This window comes from Nonomuraea sp. 10N515B (genome assembly GCF_052245915.1).
Classification (GTDB): Bacteria; Actinomycetota; Actinomycetes; order Streptosporangiales; family Streptosporangiaceae; genus Nonomuraea.
On sequence record NZ_JBQQBQ010000015.1, the window covers coordinates 44,961 to 61,718 of the forward strand.

General features: G+C 69.0%; 17 protein-coding genes. 13 read left to right on the forward strand and 4 right to left on the reverse strand.

The genetic code is table 11. From position 1 onward, the window contains the following. Positions 1-23: 23 nt before the first annotated feature. The 6 genes from ACTWQA_RS23905 (at position 24) to ACTWQA_RS23930 (ending at position 4,017) form a co-directional block, all read left to right on the forward strand. On the forward strand, positions 24-1,424 hold the full coding sequence (locus ACTWQA_RS23905) for a glutamate--cysteine ligase (RefSeq protein WP_443161349.1): 1,401 nt from the start codon (positions 24-26) through the stop codon (positions 1,422-1,424). 5 nt (positions 1,425-1,429) lie between these two features. Beyond that, positions 1,430-2,068: a neutral zinc metallopeptidase gene (locus ACTWQA_RS23910; RefSeq protein ID WP_443161350.1), complete on the forward strand. Its 639-nt coding sequence runs from the start codon at positions 1,430-1,432 to the stop codon at positions 2,066-2,068. A gap of 84 nt (positions 2,069-2,152) precedes the next feature. Then, complete coding sequence (locus tag ACTWQA_RS23915; RefSeq protein ID WP_305920109.1) at positions 2,153-2,413, forward strand: WhiB family transcriptional regulator; 261 nt, start codon at positions 2,153-2,155, stop codon at positions 2,411-2,413. A gap of 77 nt (positions 2,414-2,490) precedes the next feature. Next, positions 2,491-3,174, forward strand: a complete 684-nt coding sequence (locus ACTWQA_RS23920) for a lysostaphin resistance A-like protein (RefSeq protein ID WP_443161351.1) — start codon at positions 2,491-2,493, stop codon at positions 3,172-3,174. Positions 3,175-3,382: 208 nt separating this feature from the next. Further along, the gene (locus ACTWQA_RS23925; RefSeq protein WP_443161352.1) at positions 3,383-3,607 is read left to right on the forward strand and encodes a type II toxin-antitoxin system VapB family antitoxin; all 225 of its coding nucleotides are present in this window, start codon (positions 3,383-3,385) and stop codon (positions 3,605-3,607) included. Continuing rightward, entirely contained in the window at positions 3,589-4,017 is a 429-nt protein-coding gene (locus ACTWQA_RS23930; protein ID WP_443161353.1) for a PIN domain nuclease, read from the forward strand. The genes ACTWQA_RS23925 and ACTWQA_RS23930 overlap by 19 nt, the downstream gene beginning before the upstream one ends. Before the next feature lie 5 nt (positions 4,018-4,022). Here ACTWQA_RS23930 and ACTWQA_RS23935 read toward each other — a convergent pair whose 3' ends face one another. Beyond that, positions 4,023-4,742 carry a PIG-L deacetylase family protein gene (locus ACTWQA_RS23935; RefSeq protein ID WP_443161354.1) on the reverse strand — a complete coding sequence of 240 codons (720 nt, stop codon included), beginning with the start codon at positions 4,740-4,742 and terminating at the stop codon, positions 4,023-4,025. Positions 4,743-4,868: 126 nt separating this feature from the next. On the opposite strand from ACTWQA_RS23935, the gene pcrA reads away from it, so the two are divergent. Beyond that, positions 4,869-7,100 (forward strand): DNA helicase PcrA, encoded by a 2,232-nt coding sequence (gene pcrA, locus ACTWQA_RS23940; RefSeq protein ID WP_327591217.1) that lies wholly within the window; start codon positions 4,869-4,871, stop codon positions 7,098-7,100. Between the two features lie 34 nt (positions 7,101-7,134). On the opposite strand, the gene ACTWQA_RS23945 is transcribed toward pcrA, so the two are convergent. The 3 genes from ACTWQA_RS23945 to ACTWQA_RS23955 form a co-directional block, all read right to left on the reverse strand. Continuing rightward, the gene (locus ACTWQA_RS23945) at positions 7,135-8,085 is read right to left on the reverse strand and encodes a L,D-transpeptidase (RefSeq protein WP_443161355.1); all 951 of its coding nucleotides are present in this window, start codon (positions 8,083-8,085) and stop codon (positions 7,135-7,137) included. 99 nt (positions 8,086-8,184) lie between these two features. Further along, positions 8,185-8,817 (reverse strand): response regulator transcription factor, encoded by a 633-nt coding sequence (locus ACTWQA_RS23950; protein WP_327585655.1) that lies wholly within the window; start codon positions 8,815-8,817, stop codon positions 8,185-8,187. Beyond that, complete coding sequence (locus ACTWQA_RS23955; RefSeq protein ID WP_305920102.1) at positions 8,814-10,022, reverse strand: ATP-binding protein; 1,209 nt, start codon at positions 10,020-10,022, stop codon at positions 8,814-8,816. The genes ACTWQA_RS23950 and ACTWQA_RS23955 overlap by 4 nt, the downstream gene beginning before the upstream one ends. A 113-nt stretch (positions 10,023-10,135) precedes the next feature. Here ACTWQA_RS23955 and ACTWQA_RS23960 point away from each other — a divergent pair, with 113 nt between their 5' ends. From ACTWQA_RS23960 to ACTWQA_RS23985, 6 genes are all read left to right on the forward strand, one after another. Then, positions 10,136-12,028, forward strand: coding sequence for a PspC domain-containing protein (locus ACTWQA_RS23960; protein WP_443161356.1), 1,893 nt, complete (start codon positions 10,136-10,138; stop codon positions 12,026-12,028). Next, positions 12,018-12,221, forward strand: coding sequence for a hypothetical protein (locus ACTWQA_RS23965; RefSeq protein ID WP_443161357.1), 204 nt, complete (start codon positions 12,018-12,020; stop codon positions 12,219-12,221). Before ACTWQA_RS23960 ends, ACTWQA_RS23965 begins: the two co-directional genes overlap by 11 nt. Before the next feature lie 71 nt (positions 12,222-12,292). Beyond that, positions 12,293-12,775, forward strand: a complete 483-nt coding sequence (locus tag ACTWQA_RS23970; protein ID WP_443161358.1) for a (2Fe-2S)-binding protein — start codon at positions 12,293-12,295, stop codon at positions 12,773-12,775. After that, positions 12,772-15,117 (forward strand): xanthine dehydrogenase family protein molybdopterin-binding subunit, encoded by a 2,346-nt coding sequence (locus ACTWQA_RS23975; RefSeq protein WP_443161359.1) that lies wholly within the window; start codon positions 12,772-12,774, stop codon positions 15,115-15,117. Before ACTWQA_RS23970 ends, ACTWQA_RS23975 begins: the two co-directional genes overlap by 4 nt. Beyond that, on the forward strand, positions 15,114-15,968 hold the full coding sequence (locus ACTWQA_RS23980) for an FAD binding domain-containing protein (protein WP_327585659.1): 855 nt from the start codon (positions 15,114-15,116) through the stop codon (positions 15,966-15,968). Before ACTWQA_RS23975 ends, ACTWQA_RS23980 begins: the two co-directional genes overlap by 4 nt. Before the next feature lie 77 nt (positions 15,969-16,045). Then, positions 16,046-16,738: an SRPBCC family protein gene (locus ACTWQA_RS23985; RefSeq protein ID WP_443161360.1), complete on the forward strand. Its 693-nt coding sequence runs from the start codon at positions 16,046-16,048 to the stop codon at positions 16,736-16,738. Positions 16,739-16,758 lie beyond the last annotated feature (20 nt).

The following is a 16,758-nucleotide window of genomic DNA, read 5'->3' on the forward strand; positions in this document are numbered from 1 at the left end:
ATCGGCGGAAATATCGTGAAAAGGTGCGACGATGTCTCGACGTCTTCGCCCAGATGCTGCGTGAAGCTCGCTTCGAGCTCGAACGCCCCCTCGCCGGCCTGGAGATCGAGCTCAACATCGTGGACGCGGACGGCGAGGCCGCCATGCGCAACGCCGAGGTGCTCGCGGCCATCGAGCAGCCGGACTGGGCCACCGAGCTGGGCCAGTTCAACATCGAGATCAACATCCAACCCCAGGAGCTGAGCGGCGAGGGCGCGCTCCACCTGGAGAACGACGTGCGGGCCCGGCTCAACCATGCGGAGTCACGCGCCCGCTCCGAGGGCGGGCACCTGGTCCTGATCGGCATCCTGCCCACGCTGCGCGAGCAGGACATCGGCGAGGGCACGCTCTCGGCGAACCCCCGCTACCGCCTGCTGAACGAGCAGATCTTCGCCGCCCGCGGCGAGGACCTGCATCTGTGCATCGAAGGCGTCGAACGCCTCGACACGCACGCCGACAGCGTCGCGCCCGAGGCCGCCTGCACGAGCGTGCAGCTCCACCTGCAGGTGAGCCCCGAGGCGTTCGCCGCGCACTGGAACGCCGCCCAGGCCATCGCGGGGGTGCAGGTCGCGGTCGCGGCCAACTCCCCTTACCTGTTCGGCAAGGAGCTGCACCGCGAGACCAGGATCACGCTGTTCGAGCAGGCCACGGACACGCGGCCGGCCGAGCTCAAGGCGCAGGGCGTGCGGCCGCGCGTGTGGTTCGGCGAGCGGTGGATCACGAGCGTCTTCGACCTGTTCGAGGAGAACGTCAGCTATTACCCGGCCCTGCTGCCGCTCTGCGAGGACGAGGACCCGCGTACCGAGCTCGAACAGGGACGCACACCCCAGCTCCACGAGCTGACCCTGCACAACGGCACCATCTACCGCTGGAACCGGCCCGTGTACGCGGTGGTGAACGACATGCCGCACCTGCGCGTGGAGAACCGCGTGCTGCCCGCCGGGCCCACCGTGGCCGACGTCGCGGCCAATGCCGCCTTCTACTACGGTCTGATGCGCGTCTTGCCGTACGCCGAGCGGCCGATCTGGAGTCAGATGTCGTTCCAGGCGGCGGAGGACAATCTCAGCGCCGCGGCGCGGCACGGGCTGGACGCGCGGCTGTACTGGCCGGGGATGGGCGAGGTGCCCGCGGCCGAGCTGATCCTGCGCCGGCTGCTGCCCATGGCGCACGAGGGGCTGGCCAAATGGGGCGTCTCCCAGCCCGTCGCCGACCGGCTGCTCGCCATCATCGAGGGCCGCTGCCTGGCAGGGCGTACAGGGGCGACCTGGCAGGTGGAGCGGGTCAACGCGCAGGGAGGCGACCGGCACGAGGCACTGCGTGCCATGACCCTCGAGTACATCGAGCGCATGCACACGAATGAGCCGGTGCACCTGTGGGAGGTCTGAAGCCCGTGACCCTCCGTCCGCTGATCGTGTTCCTCGTCCTGCTGCTGGCCTCCTGCGGCATCGCCCGCCCGCCGTCCATGAATCCGCAGGACGAAGACCGGTTCGAAGACGATGTCCGCACGGCGCGGACGTTGGCGGAGGAATTCTGGAAGCAGCAGTTCGCCCAGCTTGGGGAGACATATCGGCCTATCGCCGACTTCGTCCCGTACTCCGGCGACTCGGGGCCGAGCTGCGGCGGTCAGCCCTCCGTGCCGAACAACGCCTTCTACTGCCCCGTGGGCCACTTCATCGCCTATGACGAGGCCTGGATGGAGGGCCTCTGGAACGAGATGGGGGACGGGTCGGTCTATGTGATCATTCCCCATGAGTTCGGCCATTCCATCCAGGCCCAGCTACGGTCCGACTTCCAGCTGAACGTGCAGATGGAGCTGCAGGCCGACTGCTACGCGGGCGGCACCCTGTCGGCACTGGTGAACTCCGGCGCGCTGACGGCGCAGCCGGGCGACGAAGAGGAGCTGCTGACCAGCCTGGCGGCCGCCGGCGACCCCACCGACGACTGGCTGAACCCGGCCGCCCACGGCACGGCCGAGCAGCGGCAGGCGTCGTTCGCGAACGGCTACCGAGGCGGAGTGGGCGCCTGCTGAAGCCATGAGGTCTCCCGGGGGTGTATGCCTCGATCAACCCAGAGGATGATGTGGTCGATCATGACCAGGCCGTACCGTTGACCCATGCCACTGGAGGAGATCGGCTGGCTGCGCCGGGGGGCGTGCAGATCCAGCGACCCTGACCTCTTCTTCCCACTCGCCCCCTCGCCTCTGCAGGAAGCGCGCGCCAAGGCGGTCTGCGCGGGCTGCCAGGTGATGGAGGAGTGCCGCTCCTACGCATTACGAGCGGGCGAGTCGGAGGGCATCTGGGGTGGCCTCACCCCGGAGGAGCGCCGCCGCACCCGCTTCCCGGCGGGCTGGCGCAACTCGGCCGCCGCCTCCTGACCGGGGTCCTTCCGGCGACGGGGGGCGATTGGCCCGAGGCGGGGCGAGACGGGCGCGTCGCGACGTAGCCTGCAAGGGTGCTCCTCCGCTCGATCGCCCTCCTCGCCGCCGCCAACCTCATGAACAACAAGGTCGCCCCCCGCCTGGGCCCGCTGACCTCGACCGCCGCCACGGCCGCGCTGGTGGCGATGGCCCGCAGGTCCGGCCTGTCGTGGGAGGAGCTCGGTTTCGAGCACGGCCGCCGCGGCGCGATCGCGGGCGGCGCCCTGGCGGCGGCGGTGGCCACCGCGTACACGGTGGGGATCTCGCACCCGCGCACCAGGCCGCTCTTCCACGACGAGCGCGCCCTGTCGCTCTCCCGCGCCCGCGTCCTGGAAGAAGCCCTCCTCCAGGTCCCGCTGGGCACGGTCCTCCTGGAGGAGGTGGGCTTCCGCGGGGCCCTGTACGCCATGCTGCGCCAACGGCACGGCACGGTCGCCGCCACGGCGGTCTCCTCGACCCTGTTCGGCCTCTGGCACGTCCTGCCTGCCATGGACATGGCCCGCGCCAACCCGGCCCTGGGTGCCCTGACGGCCGGCGAGTCCCCTAACCATCTGGACATGGCGCGAGTGGTGGCGGGAAGTGTCGTGTCCACTGCGGCGGCGGGGGTGCTTTTCTGCGAGCTACGCCGCCACAACGGGCTCCTGGCTCCGGCCATGCTGCACCTGGCGACCAACTCTTTGGGCTATCTCTTCGCCCGGATTGCCGCGAAGAAGAAGTAAGTCCGCGTGCTGCGGTCATTCTTTGAATGAGAGTTCTTCACCTATGGATGAGGATCCTCCCCCATTCCATGGAGCGTTCCATATACGCCTCACCTCGATGCTTTACGGTCTCTCGGGACGCCCTCCCTGAGGCCGGTGCCGTCTCCGGGAGCGCGTATATCAAGATCACAAGTTCTGATATTCGCTGGAGGTATGGAGGTGGTGTTGCATGCGTACGGTCATCGACATCGACAAGGAGCTTCTCGAAGCGGCCCAGAAAAAGCTCGGGACGGCGACCATGATGGAAACGGTTCACTCCGCGCTCCGAGCAGTCGTCGAACGGGACACGGAAAGGGCCAGCGCAATCCACGCGTTCGAGTTCTGGCGCACGGAAGGGAGCCCGGATCTGCTCGATCCGGAGGTCATGAAGCACGCGTGGCGACGACAGGACTGATGTATCTGCTCGACAAGAGCGCCCTGGCACGCATACGCACCAGCGAGGTGATTGCCAAGGCACTCCATCCGCTCTACGCGGCCCGCGTCGTGGCGACCTGTAGCGTCATCGACCTCGAGGTGCTCTACAGCGCCAGAGACTTCGGCCACTACCAGCGCATCCTGCAGGCACAGCGCCGGTGCATCTCGCTCCCCGTAGACCAAGAGGTGCAGAGGCGGGCCATCGAGGTGCAGATAGAGCTCGTCAAGCGCTCTCAGCACCGCGGCATCAGGCCGGAGGATCTGCTGATCGCCGCCTGCGCCGAGGTGCACGGGGCGACGGTCCTGCATTACGACCTCGACTTCGACATCATCGCCCAGGTCACCGGGCAGCGCGCGCTATGGGTCGTGCCGCCCGGTTCCGTCCCGTAAAAATCTCAGGCGGTGGGGACCACTTGGAAGGCCTCCGCGTAGCGGCCCTCGCCGAAGCCGGCCTCTTCGGCCCAGGCGGCGAAGCGGCCCCTGACGAATTCGGCGAAGCCTTCCACGTGCGACACCTGGCTCACATGCGACTGCAAGGCCGCGAGCTTGCGGTCCATGGCGTCGGTGATGTCCACCCAGTGGTTCGGGGTCGGACCGCCGTTCAGCCAGACCTCACGCACCGTCCACGCCTCCAGGCCCTCGTCCCTGAGCAGCTCGGGGAAGGCGTAGGGGTTGCGGGCGTCCGGGTAGACGGCGTCCAGGGTGGCGCCGCCGACCGCGCGGTGGTCGGGGTGGCTGGGGGCGATGAATCGATAGTTGCGATCCGGGTGGTGGGTGATGACGAGGTCCGGTCGGACCTGGCGGATCACGCGGGCGATGTCACGCCGGAGCTCCAGCGAAGGCACCACCTGCCCGTCGGAGTAGCCGAGGAAGCGCACGTCCGTCACGCCGACGGCCTTGGCCGCGGCACGCTGCTCGCTCCTGCGGAGTTCGGCCATGCCGGAGTTGTCCAGAGTACGTTCGTTGCCGCCCGCGTCACCATCCGTAATCAGCAGGTAAGTGACCTCCACTCCCCGGTCCACGAACAGCGCCACGCTCCCAGCGGCACCGAAATCGGCGTCGTCGGGATGCGCGGTCACGACGAGCACCCTGTTGATCTCGGCTTCCGGCAGCATCGCTCCCCCTTCTTGACCTTCCGTTGAAAGACAACCGGAGTCCTGCCTATGGCATTCCGTGCGCCGTTTGTCGGTGGGGAGTCTTAACCTAGACGCGTGCCCACCCAAGTCTCTGTTGACCACCCCTTGCTCGACGGCCTCAACCCGCAGCAGCGCGAGGCCGTGATCCATCACGGCGGTCCACTGCTCATCGTGGCGGGGGCGGGGTCCGGAAAGACGCGGGTGCTCACCCATCGCATCGCTTACCTGCTGGCCGAGCGCAAGGTGCACCCAGGCGAGATCTTGGCGATCACGTTCACCAACAAGGCCGCCCGTGAGATGAAGGAGCGCATCGACAAGCTCGTCGGGCCGCGGTCCAAGGCCATGTGGGTGATGACGTTCCACAGCGCCTGCATGCGCATCCTGCGGCGGGAGGCCAAGCGGCTCGGGTTCCCCTCCAGCTTCTCGATCTACGACCAGGCGGACTCGCAGCGGCTCATGGCGATGGTCTGCAGGGAGATGGAGCTCGATCCGAAGCGCTACCCGCCGCGCTCGTTCTCGGCGCAGGTCAGCAACTTCAAGAACGAGCTGATCGACTACGAGACCGCGATGGACAAGGCGGGCTCGCATCTGGAGAAGACGCTCGCGCAGGCATACAAGGCCTATCAGCTCAAGCTGACCGAGGCCGGGGCGATGGACTTCGACGACATCATCATGAACACGGTGACGTTGTTCCAGCTCTTCCCCGAGGTGGCCGAGCACTACCGGATGCGGTTCAGGCACGTGCTGGTGGATGAATACCAGGACACCAACCACGCCCAATACATCCTGATCAGGGAGCTGGTCGGGCATCCTGAGCTGCGGACGGCGGACGGCGACGTCGTGCGGTCGGGGGCCGACCAGTCCGAGTTGTGCGTGGTGGGCGACGCCGACCAGTCCATTTACGCCTTCCGGGGCGCGTCCATCCGCAACATCCTGGAGTTCGAGCGCGACTACCCTGACGCGCGGACCATCCTGCTGGAGCAGAACTACCGCTCCACCCAGAACATTCTGGCCGCCGCCAACGCCGTGATCGCGCGCAACGAGTCGCGCAAGCCCAAGAACCTCTGGTCCGACCAGGGCGACGGGCCCAAGATCGTTGGATACGTCGCCGACAACGAGCATGACGAGGCCATGTTCGTGGCCCAGGAGGTCGACCGGCTCAGCGACGAGGAAGGCGTGAAGCCGAGCGAGGTCGCCGTCTTCTACCGGACCAATGCCGCGTCCCGGGTGTTCGAGGAGATCTTCATCCGCACCGGTCTGCCTTACAAGGTGGTCGGGGGCGTGCGCTTCTACGAGCGCAAGGAGGTCAAGGACCTGCTGGCCTACCTGCGGGTGCTGGCCAACCCGGCCGACGTGGTGTCGATGCGGCGCATCCTCAACGTGCCTAAGCGCGGCATCGGCGAGCGGGCCGAGGCGACGGTCGAAGCGCTGTCGTCGCGTGAGGGCATCACGTTCTGGGACGCGCTGCGCAGGGCCGAGGAGGCCTATGGCATGGCGACGCGGTCGCTCAACGCCGTGCGCGAGTTCGTCGCCATGATCGAGGAGCTGATCGCCAAGGCGGAGGGCATGCCGCCGTCGGCCCTGGCGGAGGAGGTGCTGGTGGCCACCGGCTACCGCGCCGAGCTGGAGGCCTCCGAGGATCCCCAGGACGAGTCGCGGCTGGAAAACCTCAACGAGCTCATCTCCGTGGCCTCGGAGTTCGAGGAGGCCAATCCGGAGGGGACGCTGGTGGAGTTCCTGGAGCAGGTGTCGCTGGTGGCCGACGCCGACCAGATTCCCGACGCGGACGGCGGTCAGGGGGTCGTCACGCTGATGACCCTGCACACGGCCAAGGGGCTGGAGTTCCCCGTGGTGTTCCTGACGGCCATGGAAGACGGTGTCTTCCCGCACATCCGGTCGCTGGGCGAGCCGAAGGAGCTGGAGGAGGAGCGGCGGCTGGCCTATGTGGGGATCACGCGGGCGCAGAAGCGGCTCTACATCACACGGGCGGCCGTGCGCAGCTCGTGGGGGGCACCGTCGTTCAATCCCGCCTCGCGCTTCGTCAACGAGGTGCCGGGCAAGCTCATCGATTGGCGTACTGATCCGGAGAAGTCGGCCTGGAGCGCGGCCACCCGGCGGGAGCCCGCCGCCCGGCCCGCGCCGGCGAAGAGCGGGGGCGCGGGCGGGCGCAAGGTGCCGTCGCTCACGCCCGGGGATCGGGTCTCGCACGACGCGTTCGGGCTGGGCACGGTGGTGGCCGTGGACGGGGTCGCGGAGAAGACCAAGGTCAAGATCGACTTCGGTAGCGGCGGGGAGAAGACGCTGCTGCTGGCATACGCACCGCTCGAGAAGTTGTGATCCCCGAGCTCCGGGCCCGCCTGCGCCCTCACCTCTACAGGGCGCTGCCCTTCTTCCACTGGGTCCAGTTGAGCTGCCAGTAGCTCCATCCGTTGTTCCACTGGAGCTTGCGCTTGGTGCCGGTGATCTTCACGACGTCACCGCGCTGGGCGATCGTGTAGAACCACTTGGCCCCGGCCGGGGTGGCCCGGACGCAGCCGTGGCTCTGGTTGGAACGCCCGAGGAAGTGGTAGTAGCCGGCGCTCTGGTGGACGTACTCGCCGCTGTCGGAGATGCGGACCGCCCACGGGATCTCCTCCTTGTAGTAGCGCGGGTCCTTCGGATCCGTCACGCCCATCCAGGAGGAGGTCATGGTCTCGACGGCCTTCTTGCCCATCGTGAGGTGAATGCCGCTCGTGGTCAGGTAGACGTCCACGCCGTTCCTGATCAGGCCGCCCTTTCCTGCGCTGATCGGGATCTTCTTGGCGAGCTTGCCGTTCCGGTAGACCTTCATCGTGTGCGAGCGGGTGTTGACCACGGAGATGTGCTGCGCACCGACGGCGAAGCGGCGGGAGACGTCCTCGGCGCCGGTGTTGCCCGGCAGCTCCGACAGCCTCGCGGTGAAGAGCACCTTCTGGTACGGCTTCCAGTACGCCTTGGTCCGATAGATGACCTTGCGTGCCGACACCCACCGCCAGGCGCCTTCGACCGGCTTCTCCGGTGTCACTTCCAGCAGAGCCTCGACGTCCGCCCTGTCCTTGGCTTTGACGTCACGGTCGAACGTGACGATGATCGGGAAGCCGACGCCCACCTTCTCGGTCTTCTCCCCCATGGGAGTGATGTCGGCGATGCCGAGCTTGACCTTCTTCGCCGGGGCGGCGACCGCGCCGGCCGGCTGGGGCGCGGCGGCGGCTTGAGCTCGCGATACGGGGACGCTCTCCGCCGCACAGGCCGTCGCGGCGACCAGTGCGATCATGGCCGGAAGCATCCGGATGACGCGCTTCAAAGGGGTACTCCTGGACTAAGTGCCTATCTACCTCCTTGTGTGACAATTGAGACGGATGTTTCGACTGCCGAAAACGGATAACTTTCGCGTAACGGCGTATTAGACGAGGCGTCGGGCGGTGGCCCAGCGGGACAGCTCGTGTCGGTTGGAGAGCTGGAGCTTGCGCAGGACGGACGAGACGTGCGTCTCCACGGTCTTGACCGAGATGAACAGCTCCTTGGCGATCTCCTTGTACGCATACCCGCGCGCGATCAGCCGCAGCACCTCGCGCTCACGCTGCGTCAGCGAATCGAGCTCAGGGTCGATCGGCGGCGCCTCCGAGGAGGCGAACGCGTCCAGCACGAACCCGGCCAGCCGCGGCGAGAACACCGCGTCCCCCTCGGCCACCCGGCGGATGGCGTCCGTCAGTTCCTTGCCGCTGATGTTCTTGGTGACGTAGCCGCGCGCGCCGCCTCTGATCACGCCGATGACGTCCTCAGCCGCGTCGGAGACCGACAACGCCAGGAAGCGGACCTGGGAGCCGGAGCCCAGCACGCGGCGCAGCACCTCCTGGCCGCCGCCCCCGGGCATGTGCACGTCCAGCAGGACCACGTCGGGCTGGTGCTCGGCGATTGCCTTGACGGCCGATTCGACGTCCTCGGCCTCGCCCACCACCTCGATCGAGTCGCCCAGCTCGGCACGCACCCCGGACCGGAACAACCGGTGATCGTCGACGATCAACACGCGCGTCATGCCTTCTCCACCTTCATCGTCAACATCACTTCCGTGCCCTCGCCGAGCTCGGTGCGTACGCGGGCCGCGCCGCCGTGACGTTCCATTCTCCCGATGATGGACTGCCTGATCCCCATCCGGTCGAGCGGCACCGCCTCGAGGTCGAACCCCTTGCCCCGATCCTTCACGAAAATCGTGACCTCTTCACCCTCTACTTCCGCGTAGACGGAAATGGAGGGACTTTCAGAGTATTTGGCGGCGTTGACCATCGCCTGCCTGGCCGCCTTCAGCATGGCGCCGAGCCTGCCGCCCCCGTCGAGATCCATGTCGCCCACGCAGACCACCTCGATGGGCACGCCGTGCGCGTCCTCCTCCTCCGCCGCGATCCTGCGTACGGCGGCCGCCAGCGTGGCGTCGGCGTCCTGAGCGGGCTGGTAGAGCCAGTTGCGCAGCTCTCGCTCCTGGGAGCGGGCCAGGCGGGTGACCTCGCGCGGGTCGTGGGCGACCCGCTGGATCAGCGTGAGCGTGTGCAGCACCGAGTCGTGCACCATGGCCGCGACCTCGGCGCGCTCCTCCTGCCTGATGCGCTCGCGCCGCTCCAGCTGCAGCTCCTTCCACAGGCCCGCGAGCCAGGGCGCGGCGACGACCGCCAGGCCGCCGACGACCACGACGGTGAACAGCAACCCCGGCCTGGCCTGGGCCAGCTCGCCCTGCGAGTACAGGAATCCGGCCGCGCCGATCACCACGAGCACCACGCCGAGCAGCGTGCGCACGCGGTTCTTCCTGATGCTGAGCGCGGCCCCGCTCATCCAGCTCCGGCGGCGTTCGGGGTCGGCCTGCTGCCAGAGGATCAATGCGCCGATGCCGCCCACCGCGAACGGCAGCATGCCGATCCCGCCCTGCGAGGCCCCCGTGAGCAGCCCGAACGCCAGCAACGCCACCCCGATCGCGGTGAACGCCGCGAGCTGGCTCCAGTCCCGCTGCACCGGCTGGCCCTGGTACGGCTCCTTCGGAGTGATCATCCACAACACCGCGTACACCACACCGCCGACCCCGTCGACAACACTGAGCAGCACGAACGCCAGCCTGATCACCACCGGATCAAGCTTGAGCTGCGTCGCCAGCCCCTGGGCCACGCCGCCGAGCAGGCGGCCCTCCATGGGGCGCATCATGCGCCGGTACGGCGCGTCGCCGTTGGGCTCGGCGAGAGTCTTCTGGTCAGCCATAACATGGCCATCGTCACATGTCGGGGATGTCCTGGGCATCAGGGAACAACCCCCGGGTCGGGTCAGGGGTGTCCCGGATGCGAGCACACCGCGCGCCGGGCCACGATGGTTCCATGACAGAAGCTCCGCCCAGAGAACCGGCCGCCGGCCCGAAGGTGCTGCGACGCAGCAGCGAGGGACGCTTCCTCATGGGAGTGTGCGCGGGCCTCGGGCGGTACACCGGCATCGATCCCGTGGTGTTCCGGGTGACCTTCGCCGTGCTGCTGCTCGGCTCGGGCGTCGGCCTGTTCCTGTATCTGGCGGCGTTCCTGCTGATGAAGGAGCCGAACGGCGGGCCGGGGATCATCGAGCAGTGGACCCGGCGCGACTTCGACGCCGAGGCCGTGCTGGCGCTGCTGACGGCGGTGCTGGCGTTCGGGCTGGCGATCAACCTGGCCACGATCTGGTTCGACACGGGGACGCTGGTGGTCGGGGTGCTCCTGGCCGTGTCGCTGCTGGCGGCGCACTCGAGCGGGGTGGATCTGCTGGGGCTGGCCCGGTCGATGCCGGAGCGGCTCAGCCGCAGGCGCGTGGAGGAGCGGGCCGCGCCGTCCTATGGTGGCCGGCAGGCCGCTCCCCCGGTACGCCCGACGCCCACCGCCCGGCCCGCGCCCACGTTCAGGCCGGCCCCAGGGCCGCACCGGGCCGGCGACCGCATGCCGCCGGCCCCGGAGGCGCCGGGCGTCGGTGCGGAACGTGCGGAGACGCCAAGCGGCGCAGAGACGCCGAGCGCTGGCGCGACGGCGCCGGGCGCGGATGCGGAGACGCCAGGCGCACGCGCGGAGACGCCAGGCGCGGGCGCAGAGACGCCAAGCGCAGAAGCCGCGACGCCGAGCGCAGAGACGGCGGCATTTGCAGCGTGGAAGGGCGGCGAGCAGCTCGATCGGGAGCCGTCCGCGGCCCGCGAAGCGCCGCACGCGCAGGCGCCGCACGCGCAGGCGCCGCACGCGCAGGCGCCGCACGCGCAGGCGCCGCACGCGCAGGCGCCGCACGCGCAGGCGCCGCACGCGCAGGCGCCGCACGCGCAGGCGCCGCACGAAGACCCGGCGCACGCGCAGGCGGCGCACGGGGACGCGGCGCACGACGATCAAGCGGCGCGCGTGGATCACGGGGCGCCCAGGGATCAAGCAGCGCGCAGGGATCAGGCGGCAGCCCGCACGAGCAGGGCGGCACCGCTGGCCGACGAGACGCGGGAGCGCGAAGCGGCGGCCTCCGCGCGGAACTACACCCCGTACGGCGAGCCGTTCGCGCCCAGCGGCCCGTACCAACCGCTGGATCCGGCCAAGCGGGCCGGCGGCTACTCGCCGTACGACCCGGTCCTGTACGGCCGCCCGCTCCCGAAGAAGGAGCGAAGGCCGAAGTCGTTCATCGGCGCCATCACCATCCTGCTGGCAATCATCATTGGAGGGATCGTCGTGGCGGTCCAAGCCAGGTCGGCCGCCGGAGTGAGCCCGACCATCGTCGGCGGCGCGATGCTCATCACGATCGGCGCCGGACTGCTGATAGCGGCCTGGTGGGGCCGCGGCGCCGGGTTGGTGGCGGCCGGGACCGCGGTGGCGCTCATCGTGAGCGCGGGCCTGATGCTGGGCGGCCTGCCACGGAACATCGGCTCGTCCGAGTGGGCCCCGACGACGCTCACCGAGCTGAACGCCACCTACGATGTCGGCGTCGGCGACGGCCGACTGGACCTGTCGGAGCTGAAGCTGGCCCCGGGCACGACGGCGACGGTCAGCGCCGCGGTGTCGTTGGGCGAGCTGGAGGTGATCGTGCCGCCGACGGTGAGGCTGGAGGTGCACGCCTCCAACAAGGTCGGCGACATCACGGTCGACCAGTCGGTCCGGGGCGGCGTGGACATCCGGCTGGACAAGGTGCTGGAGCCGGAGATCGAGCCCAAGGGCGAGGTCTCGACGATCGTGCTCAACCTGAGGGGCGGGCTCGGCGACATGGAGGTGCGGCGTGCCGCGTGAGGTCGAGCGCCCGCGTCAGCTCCACAGGACGGACTGGATGGCCCTGCTCAGCGGCGTGCTCTTCGTCGTTGTGGGTATTTTGATCGTGACACGCGCGATCAGGGATCCGCTGGTCCTGATCGGCGTCACGGTGCTGGGATTGGCGTTCGCAGGGCTTGTCGCGATCGTCGCACGGGCGGTCCGCGGTAAGTAACCCTTGACCGGGAGTAACACCGGCGTAGGTTCGGGTGTGTCCGCCTTTCCCCTGCTCCTGAGGGAGGACGTATGCCCCGGATCACCGTCACCGTCGATGGGATCAAGTACGAGGAGGACGTCGAGCCGCGACTCCTTCTCGTTCATCTGCTACGAGAACGGCTGGGTAAGACCGGCACGCCTGTCGGCTGTGACACCAGCAACTGCGGCGCATGCACGGTCATGCTGGACGGCAAGAGCGTGAAGAGCTGCTCGGTCCTCGCCGTCCAGGCCGACGGCTTCGACGTCGTCACGATCGAGGGCCTGGGAGTCAACGGGTCGATGCACCCCATGCAGCAGGCCTTCCACGAAGAGCACGCGCTGCAGTGCGGCTACTGCACGCCCGGCATGGTCATGGCCGCGATAGACCTGCTCAGAGACGATCCCGACCCGTCGGAGGAGAGGATCAGGCAGGGCCTGGAGGGCAATCTCTGCCGCTGCACCGGCTACTGCAACATCGTCCGCGCCGTACGCAAGGGCGCGCAGGAGATGGGGCAGGCGGTGAGCACGCCATGACGATCCAGGAAGTCGGCCAGGAAGTCGGCAGGCCCAGGAAGCGTAAGGAGGACGCCAGGCTGCTGACGGGGCGCACGCAGTGGACGGACAACCTCACGCGTCCGGGACTCCTGCACGTGATGTTCCTGCGCAGCCCGATGGCGCACGCGAGGATCACCAGGGTCGACGTGTCGGGGGCACGTGAGCTTCCGGGGGTCGTGGCGGCGTTCAGCGGTCAGGACTTCGCCGCCGAGCAGGGCAGCCTGCCGTGCGCGTGGCCGGTGAGCGAGGACGTGGTCATCCCCGACCACCCGCCGATGGCGGTGTCGGAGGTGCGGTACGTGGGCGAGGCCGTGGCCTGCGTGATCGCGACGGACCGCTACCGCGCGGCCGACGCGCTGGAGGCCATCGACGTCGAGTACGAGCAGCTGCCCGCGGTGCTCGACATGAAGGAGGCGCTGACCGCGGAAAGCCCGAAGGTGCACGAGGCGGGCAACAAGGCGTTCAGTACCAAGATCACCTCGGGTGACGTCGAGGCCGCGTTCAGGGACGCGCCCATCGTCATCGACCGGACGTTCCGGCAACAACGGCTGATCCCGAGCGCGATGGAGCCGCGGGCGGTCATGGCGGACACCGACGGCGAGTCGTACACGTTGTGGTCGTCCACGCAGATCCCGCACGTGCTGCGGGTCATGCTGGCGGTCGTGACCGGCATCCCCGAGCACAAGATCCGCGTGATCGCGCCCGACGTGGGCGGCGGGTTCGGCTCGAAGCTGCAGGTCACCGCCGAGGAGGTGCTCTGCCTGCTGTTGGCGCGCAAGCTCGGCAAGCCGGTCAAGTGGACCGAGTCCCGCTCCGAGGGCAACCTGACCGTGCACCATGGCCGCGACCAGCTCCAGCACATCCGGCTGGCCGCCGACGCCGACGGGCGCATCCGAGGCCTGCAGGTGGACCTGCTGGCCGACATGGGCGCGTACCTGATGCTGATCACGCCGGGCATCCCACTGCTGGGCGCGTCGATGTTCAACGCGATCTACAAGATGGACGCCTACGAGTTCGGCTGCACCGGCGTGTTCACCACCAAGATGCCCACCGACGCCTACCGCGGCGCGGGCCGCCCCGAGGCGACGTTCGGCATCGAGCGGGTGATGGACGAGCTGGCCGCCGAGCTGCGCATGGACCCGCTGGAGGTGCGCAGGCGCAACTGGATCAAGCACGATGAGTTCCCGTACACCACGATTTCGGGGCTGACCTACGACTCGGGCAACTACGAGGCGGCGACCGACAAGGCGACCGCGATGTTCGGCTACGACAAGCTGCGTGCCGAACAGGGCGACCGGCGGGACCGGGGCGACCCGGTGCAGCTGGGGATCGGCGTGAGCACGTACACCGAGATGTGCGGCCTGGCGCCGTCCAGGCTGCTCGGACAGGCCAACTTCGGCGCGGGCGGCTGGGAGCACGGCTCGGTGCGTATGTTGCCCACGGGCAAGGTGGAGGTCATCACCGGTACGTCCCCGCACGGGCAGGGGCATGTGACGGCGTGGAGCCAGATCGTGGCCGACGCGCTGGGGGTGCCGTTCGACGACATCACGGTGTTGCATGGTGATACGGCGATCGCGCACAAGGGCATGGACACCTACGGCTCGCGCTCGCTGGTCATCGGCGGCATCGCGGTGCTGAAGGCGGCCGAGAAGGTCAAGGACAAGGCGCGCAAGCTGGCCGCGCACCTGCTGGAGTGCTCGCCGGACGACCTGGAGTTCGAGGCCGGGGCGTTCAAGGTGCGGGGCACGGAGTCGCAGAAGACCATCCAGGAGCTGGCGTTCGCCGCGTTCTTGGCGCACGACCTGCCCGAGGGCGTGGAGGCGCGGCTCGACTCCGAGGCCACGTTCGACCCGGACAACTACTCCTTCCCGCACGGCACCCACCTGTGCGCGGTGGAGGTGGACACCGAGACGGGCATGGTGAAGATCCGCTCGTACGTGGCGGTGGACGACATCGGCAAGGTGGTGAACCCGCTGATCGTCGACGGCCAGCTGCACGGCGGCATCGCGCAGGGCATCGCGCAGGCGCTGTTCGAGGAGGCCGTCTATGACGCCGACGGCAACCTGCTGACCACGACGATGGCCGACTACCTGCTGCCGTCCGCGGCGGACCTGCCGACGTTCACGCTCGACCGGACCGAGTCGCCCGCGACCAGCAACCCGCTGGGGGTCAAGGGCGTCGGCGAGGCCGGGACGATCGCCTCGACCCCGGCCGTGGTGAACGCCATCGTGGACGCCCTGCGCCCGCTCGGCATCCACGACATCGAGATGCCGTGCTCGCCGGAACGCGTCTGGCGCGCGCTGGAAGGAGTGCGGTCATGATCCCCGCGCAGTTCGAGTACGTGCGCCCGGACTCGCTCGCCGAGGCGTCGCAGGCGCTCGCGGCGGACGAGGACGCCAAGGTCCTGGCCGGCGGGCAGTCGTTGCTGCCGCTGCTGCGGCTGCGGCTTGCCTACCCGTCGACGCTGGTCGACGTCGGGCGGCTGACGGAGCTGAAGGGTGTGCACGACCGCGGCGACCACGTGTTCATCGGCGCCATGGCCACGCACGACGAGGTCATGCGCTCCGACGTGGTCAATGCCGGCTGCCCGCTGGTGGCGCTGGCCGCCGCCCACGTGGCGGACCCGGCGATCCGGCACCGGGGCACGTTCGGCGGCTCGCTGGCGCACGCGGACCCGGCAGGCGACCTGCCGGCCGTGGTGCTGGCCCTGGATGGCGTGTTCGTGGCGAGGTCGGCGCAGGGCGAGCGGGAGATCCCCGCCGCCGACTTCTTCGTCGACTACCTGGAGTCGTCACTCGAGCCGGGAGAGATCCTGGCCGGGGTGAAGATCCCGAAGCTGGGCGAGGGCTGGGGCTTCCACTACGAGAAGTTCCATCGCACCGCGCAGGCGTGGGCCATCGTCGGCGTGGCGGCGGCCGTCAAGCGCTCCAACGGCGCGATCGCCGAGGCCAGGATCGGGCTGACGTGCATGGGCCCGACGCCTGTGCGCGCCCGCGCGACCGAGTCCGCCCTGCAGGGCATGGAGCTGAGCGACCAGATCCGGCAGGCGTGCGAGCAAGCGGCGGCGGACACCTCCCCGCCGTCGGATCTGCACGCCCAGCCGGACTACCGCCGGCACCTGGCCAAGGTCCTGACCCACCGCGCGGTACGCACCGCGGCAGGCGCGCCTTAGGCCACCTCCGGGGGCGCCTCTTCCAGGGGCGCCCCCGCCCGTCGTAGTGTCGCAACATCGGCATAAGGAGCGGATCGATGGCGATGCGGTTCGAGCACGAGTTCACTGTTCCAGTCCCGATCGAGCAGGCCTGGGCGGTGCTGCTCGACGTAGAGCGGGTGGCGCCGTGCCTGCCCGGGGCGGCACTCGACATCTTCGAAGGCGACGAGTTCACCGGCAGGCTGAAGGTCAAGGTCGGCCCGATCATGGTGACCTATCGGGGGACGGCCAAGTTCGAGGACGTGGACAAGGACTCCCACACGCTCACCATCCAGGCCTCGGGCAAGGAAGCCCGCGGCTCCGGCACGGCCTCGGCCACGGTCAAGGCCCGGATGGCGCCGCATGAGGGGGCCACGGCGGTGACCGTGGAGACGACGTTCAACGTGACCGGGCGGCCCGCCCAGTTCGGGCGGGGCGTGATGGCCGAGGTGGGCGCGAAGCTCATCGACAAGTTCGCGGAAAACCTGGCCGCGCTGTTGTCCGAGCCCACCGTGGAGCCTGCCCAGCCGCAGGCGGCGCAGGAGGAGGAGCGGCACCTGAGCGCCGTGCCCACTCCCGACGAGGACGTACGCCCCGCCGGCACCTTGCGGACGTCGCGGACGCCCGATGAGGAGGCGCTCGACCTGCTGGAGATCGCCGGACAGCCGGTGCTGAAGCGGCTGGCGCCCGTCGCCGCCGCGATCGTGGGTCTGCTGATCATCGCCTGGGTGATTCGTCGGGTTATGCGCTGACCGCAAAGCTCCGGCTTTTG

Excerpts from the sequence above, each read along its gene's own strand:
- ACTWQA_RS23915 (WP_305920109.1), top strand. The coding sequence starts at position 2,153 with ATGCCACTGGAGGAGATCGGCTGGCTGCGCCGGGGGGCGTGCAGATCC.
- ACTWQA_RS23975 (WP_443161359.1), top strand. The coding sequence starts at position 12,772 with ATGACGATCCAGGAAGTCGGCCAGGAAGTCGGCAGGCCCAGGAAGCGT.
- ACTWQA_RS23980 (WP_327585659.1), top strand. The coding sequence starts at position 15,114 with ATGATCCCCGCGCAGTTCGAGTACGTGCGCCCGGACTCGCTCGCCGAG.
- ACTWQA_RS23935 (WP_443161354.1), bottom strand. The coding sequence starts at position 4,742 with ATGCTGCCGGAAGCCGAGATCAACAGGGTGCTCGTCGTGACCGCGCAT.
- ACTWQA_RS23960 (WP_443161356.1), top strand. The coding sequence starts at position 10,136 with ATGACAGAAGCTCCGCCCAGAGAACCGGCCGCCGGCCCGAAGGTGCTG.
- ACTWQA_RS23970 (WP_443161358.1), top strand. The coding sequence starts at position 12,293 with ATGCCCCGGATCACCGTCACCGTCGATGGGATCAAGTACGAGGAGGAC.
- ACTWQA_RS23985 (WP_443161360.1), top strand. The coding sequence starts at position 16,046 with ATGGCGATGCGGTTCGAGCACGAGTTCACTGTTCCAGTCCCGATCGAG.
- ACTWQA_RS23955 (WP_305920102.1), bottom strand. The coding sequence starts at position 10,022 with ATGGCTGACCAGAAGACTCTCGCCGAGCCCAACGGCGACGCGCCGTAC.
- ACTWQA_RS23950 (WP_327585655.1), bottom strand. The coding sequence starts at position 8,817 with ATGACGCGCGTGTTGATCGTCGACGATCACCGGTTGTTCCGGTCCGGG.
- ACTWQA_RS23925 (WP_443161352.1), top strand. The coding sequence starts at position 3,383 with ATGCGTACGGTCATCGACATCGACAAGGAGCTTCTCGAAGCGGCCCAG.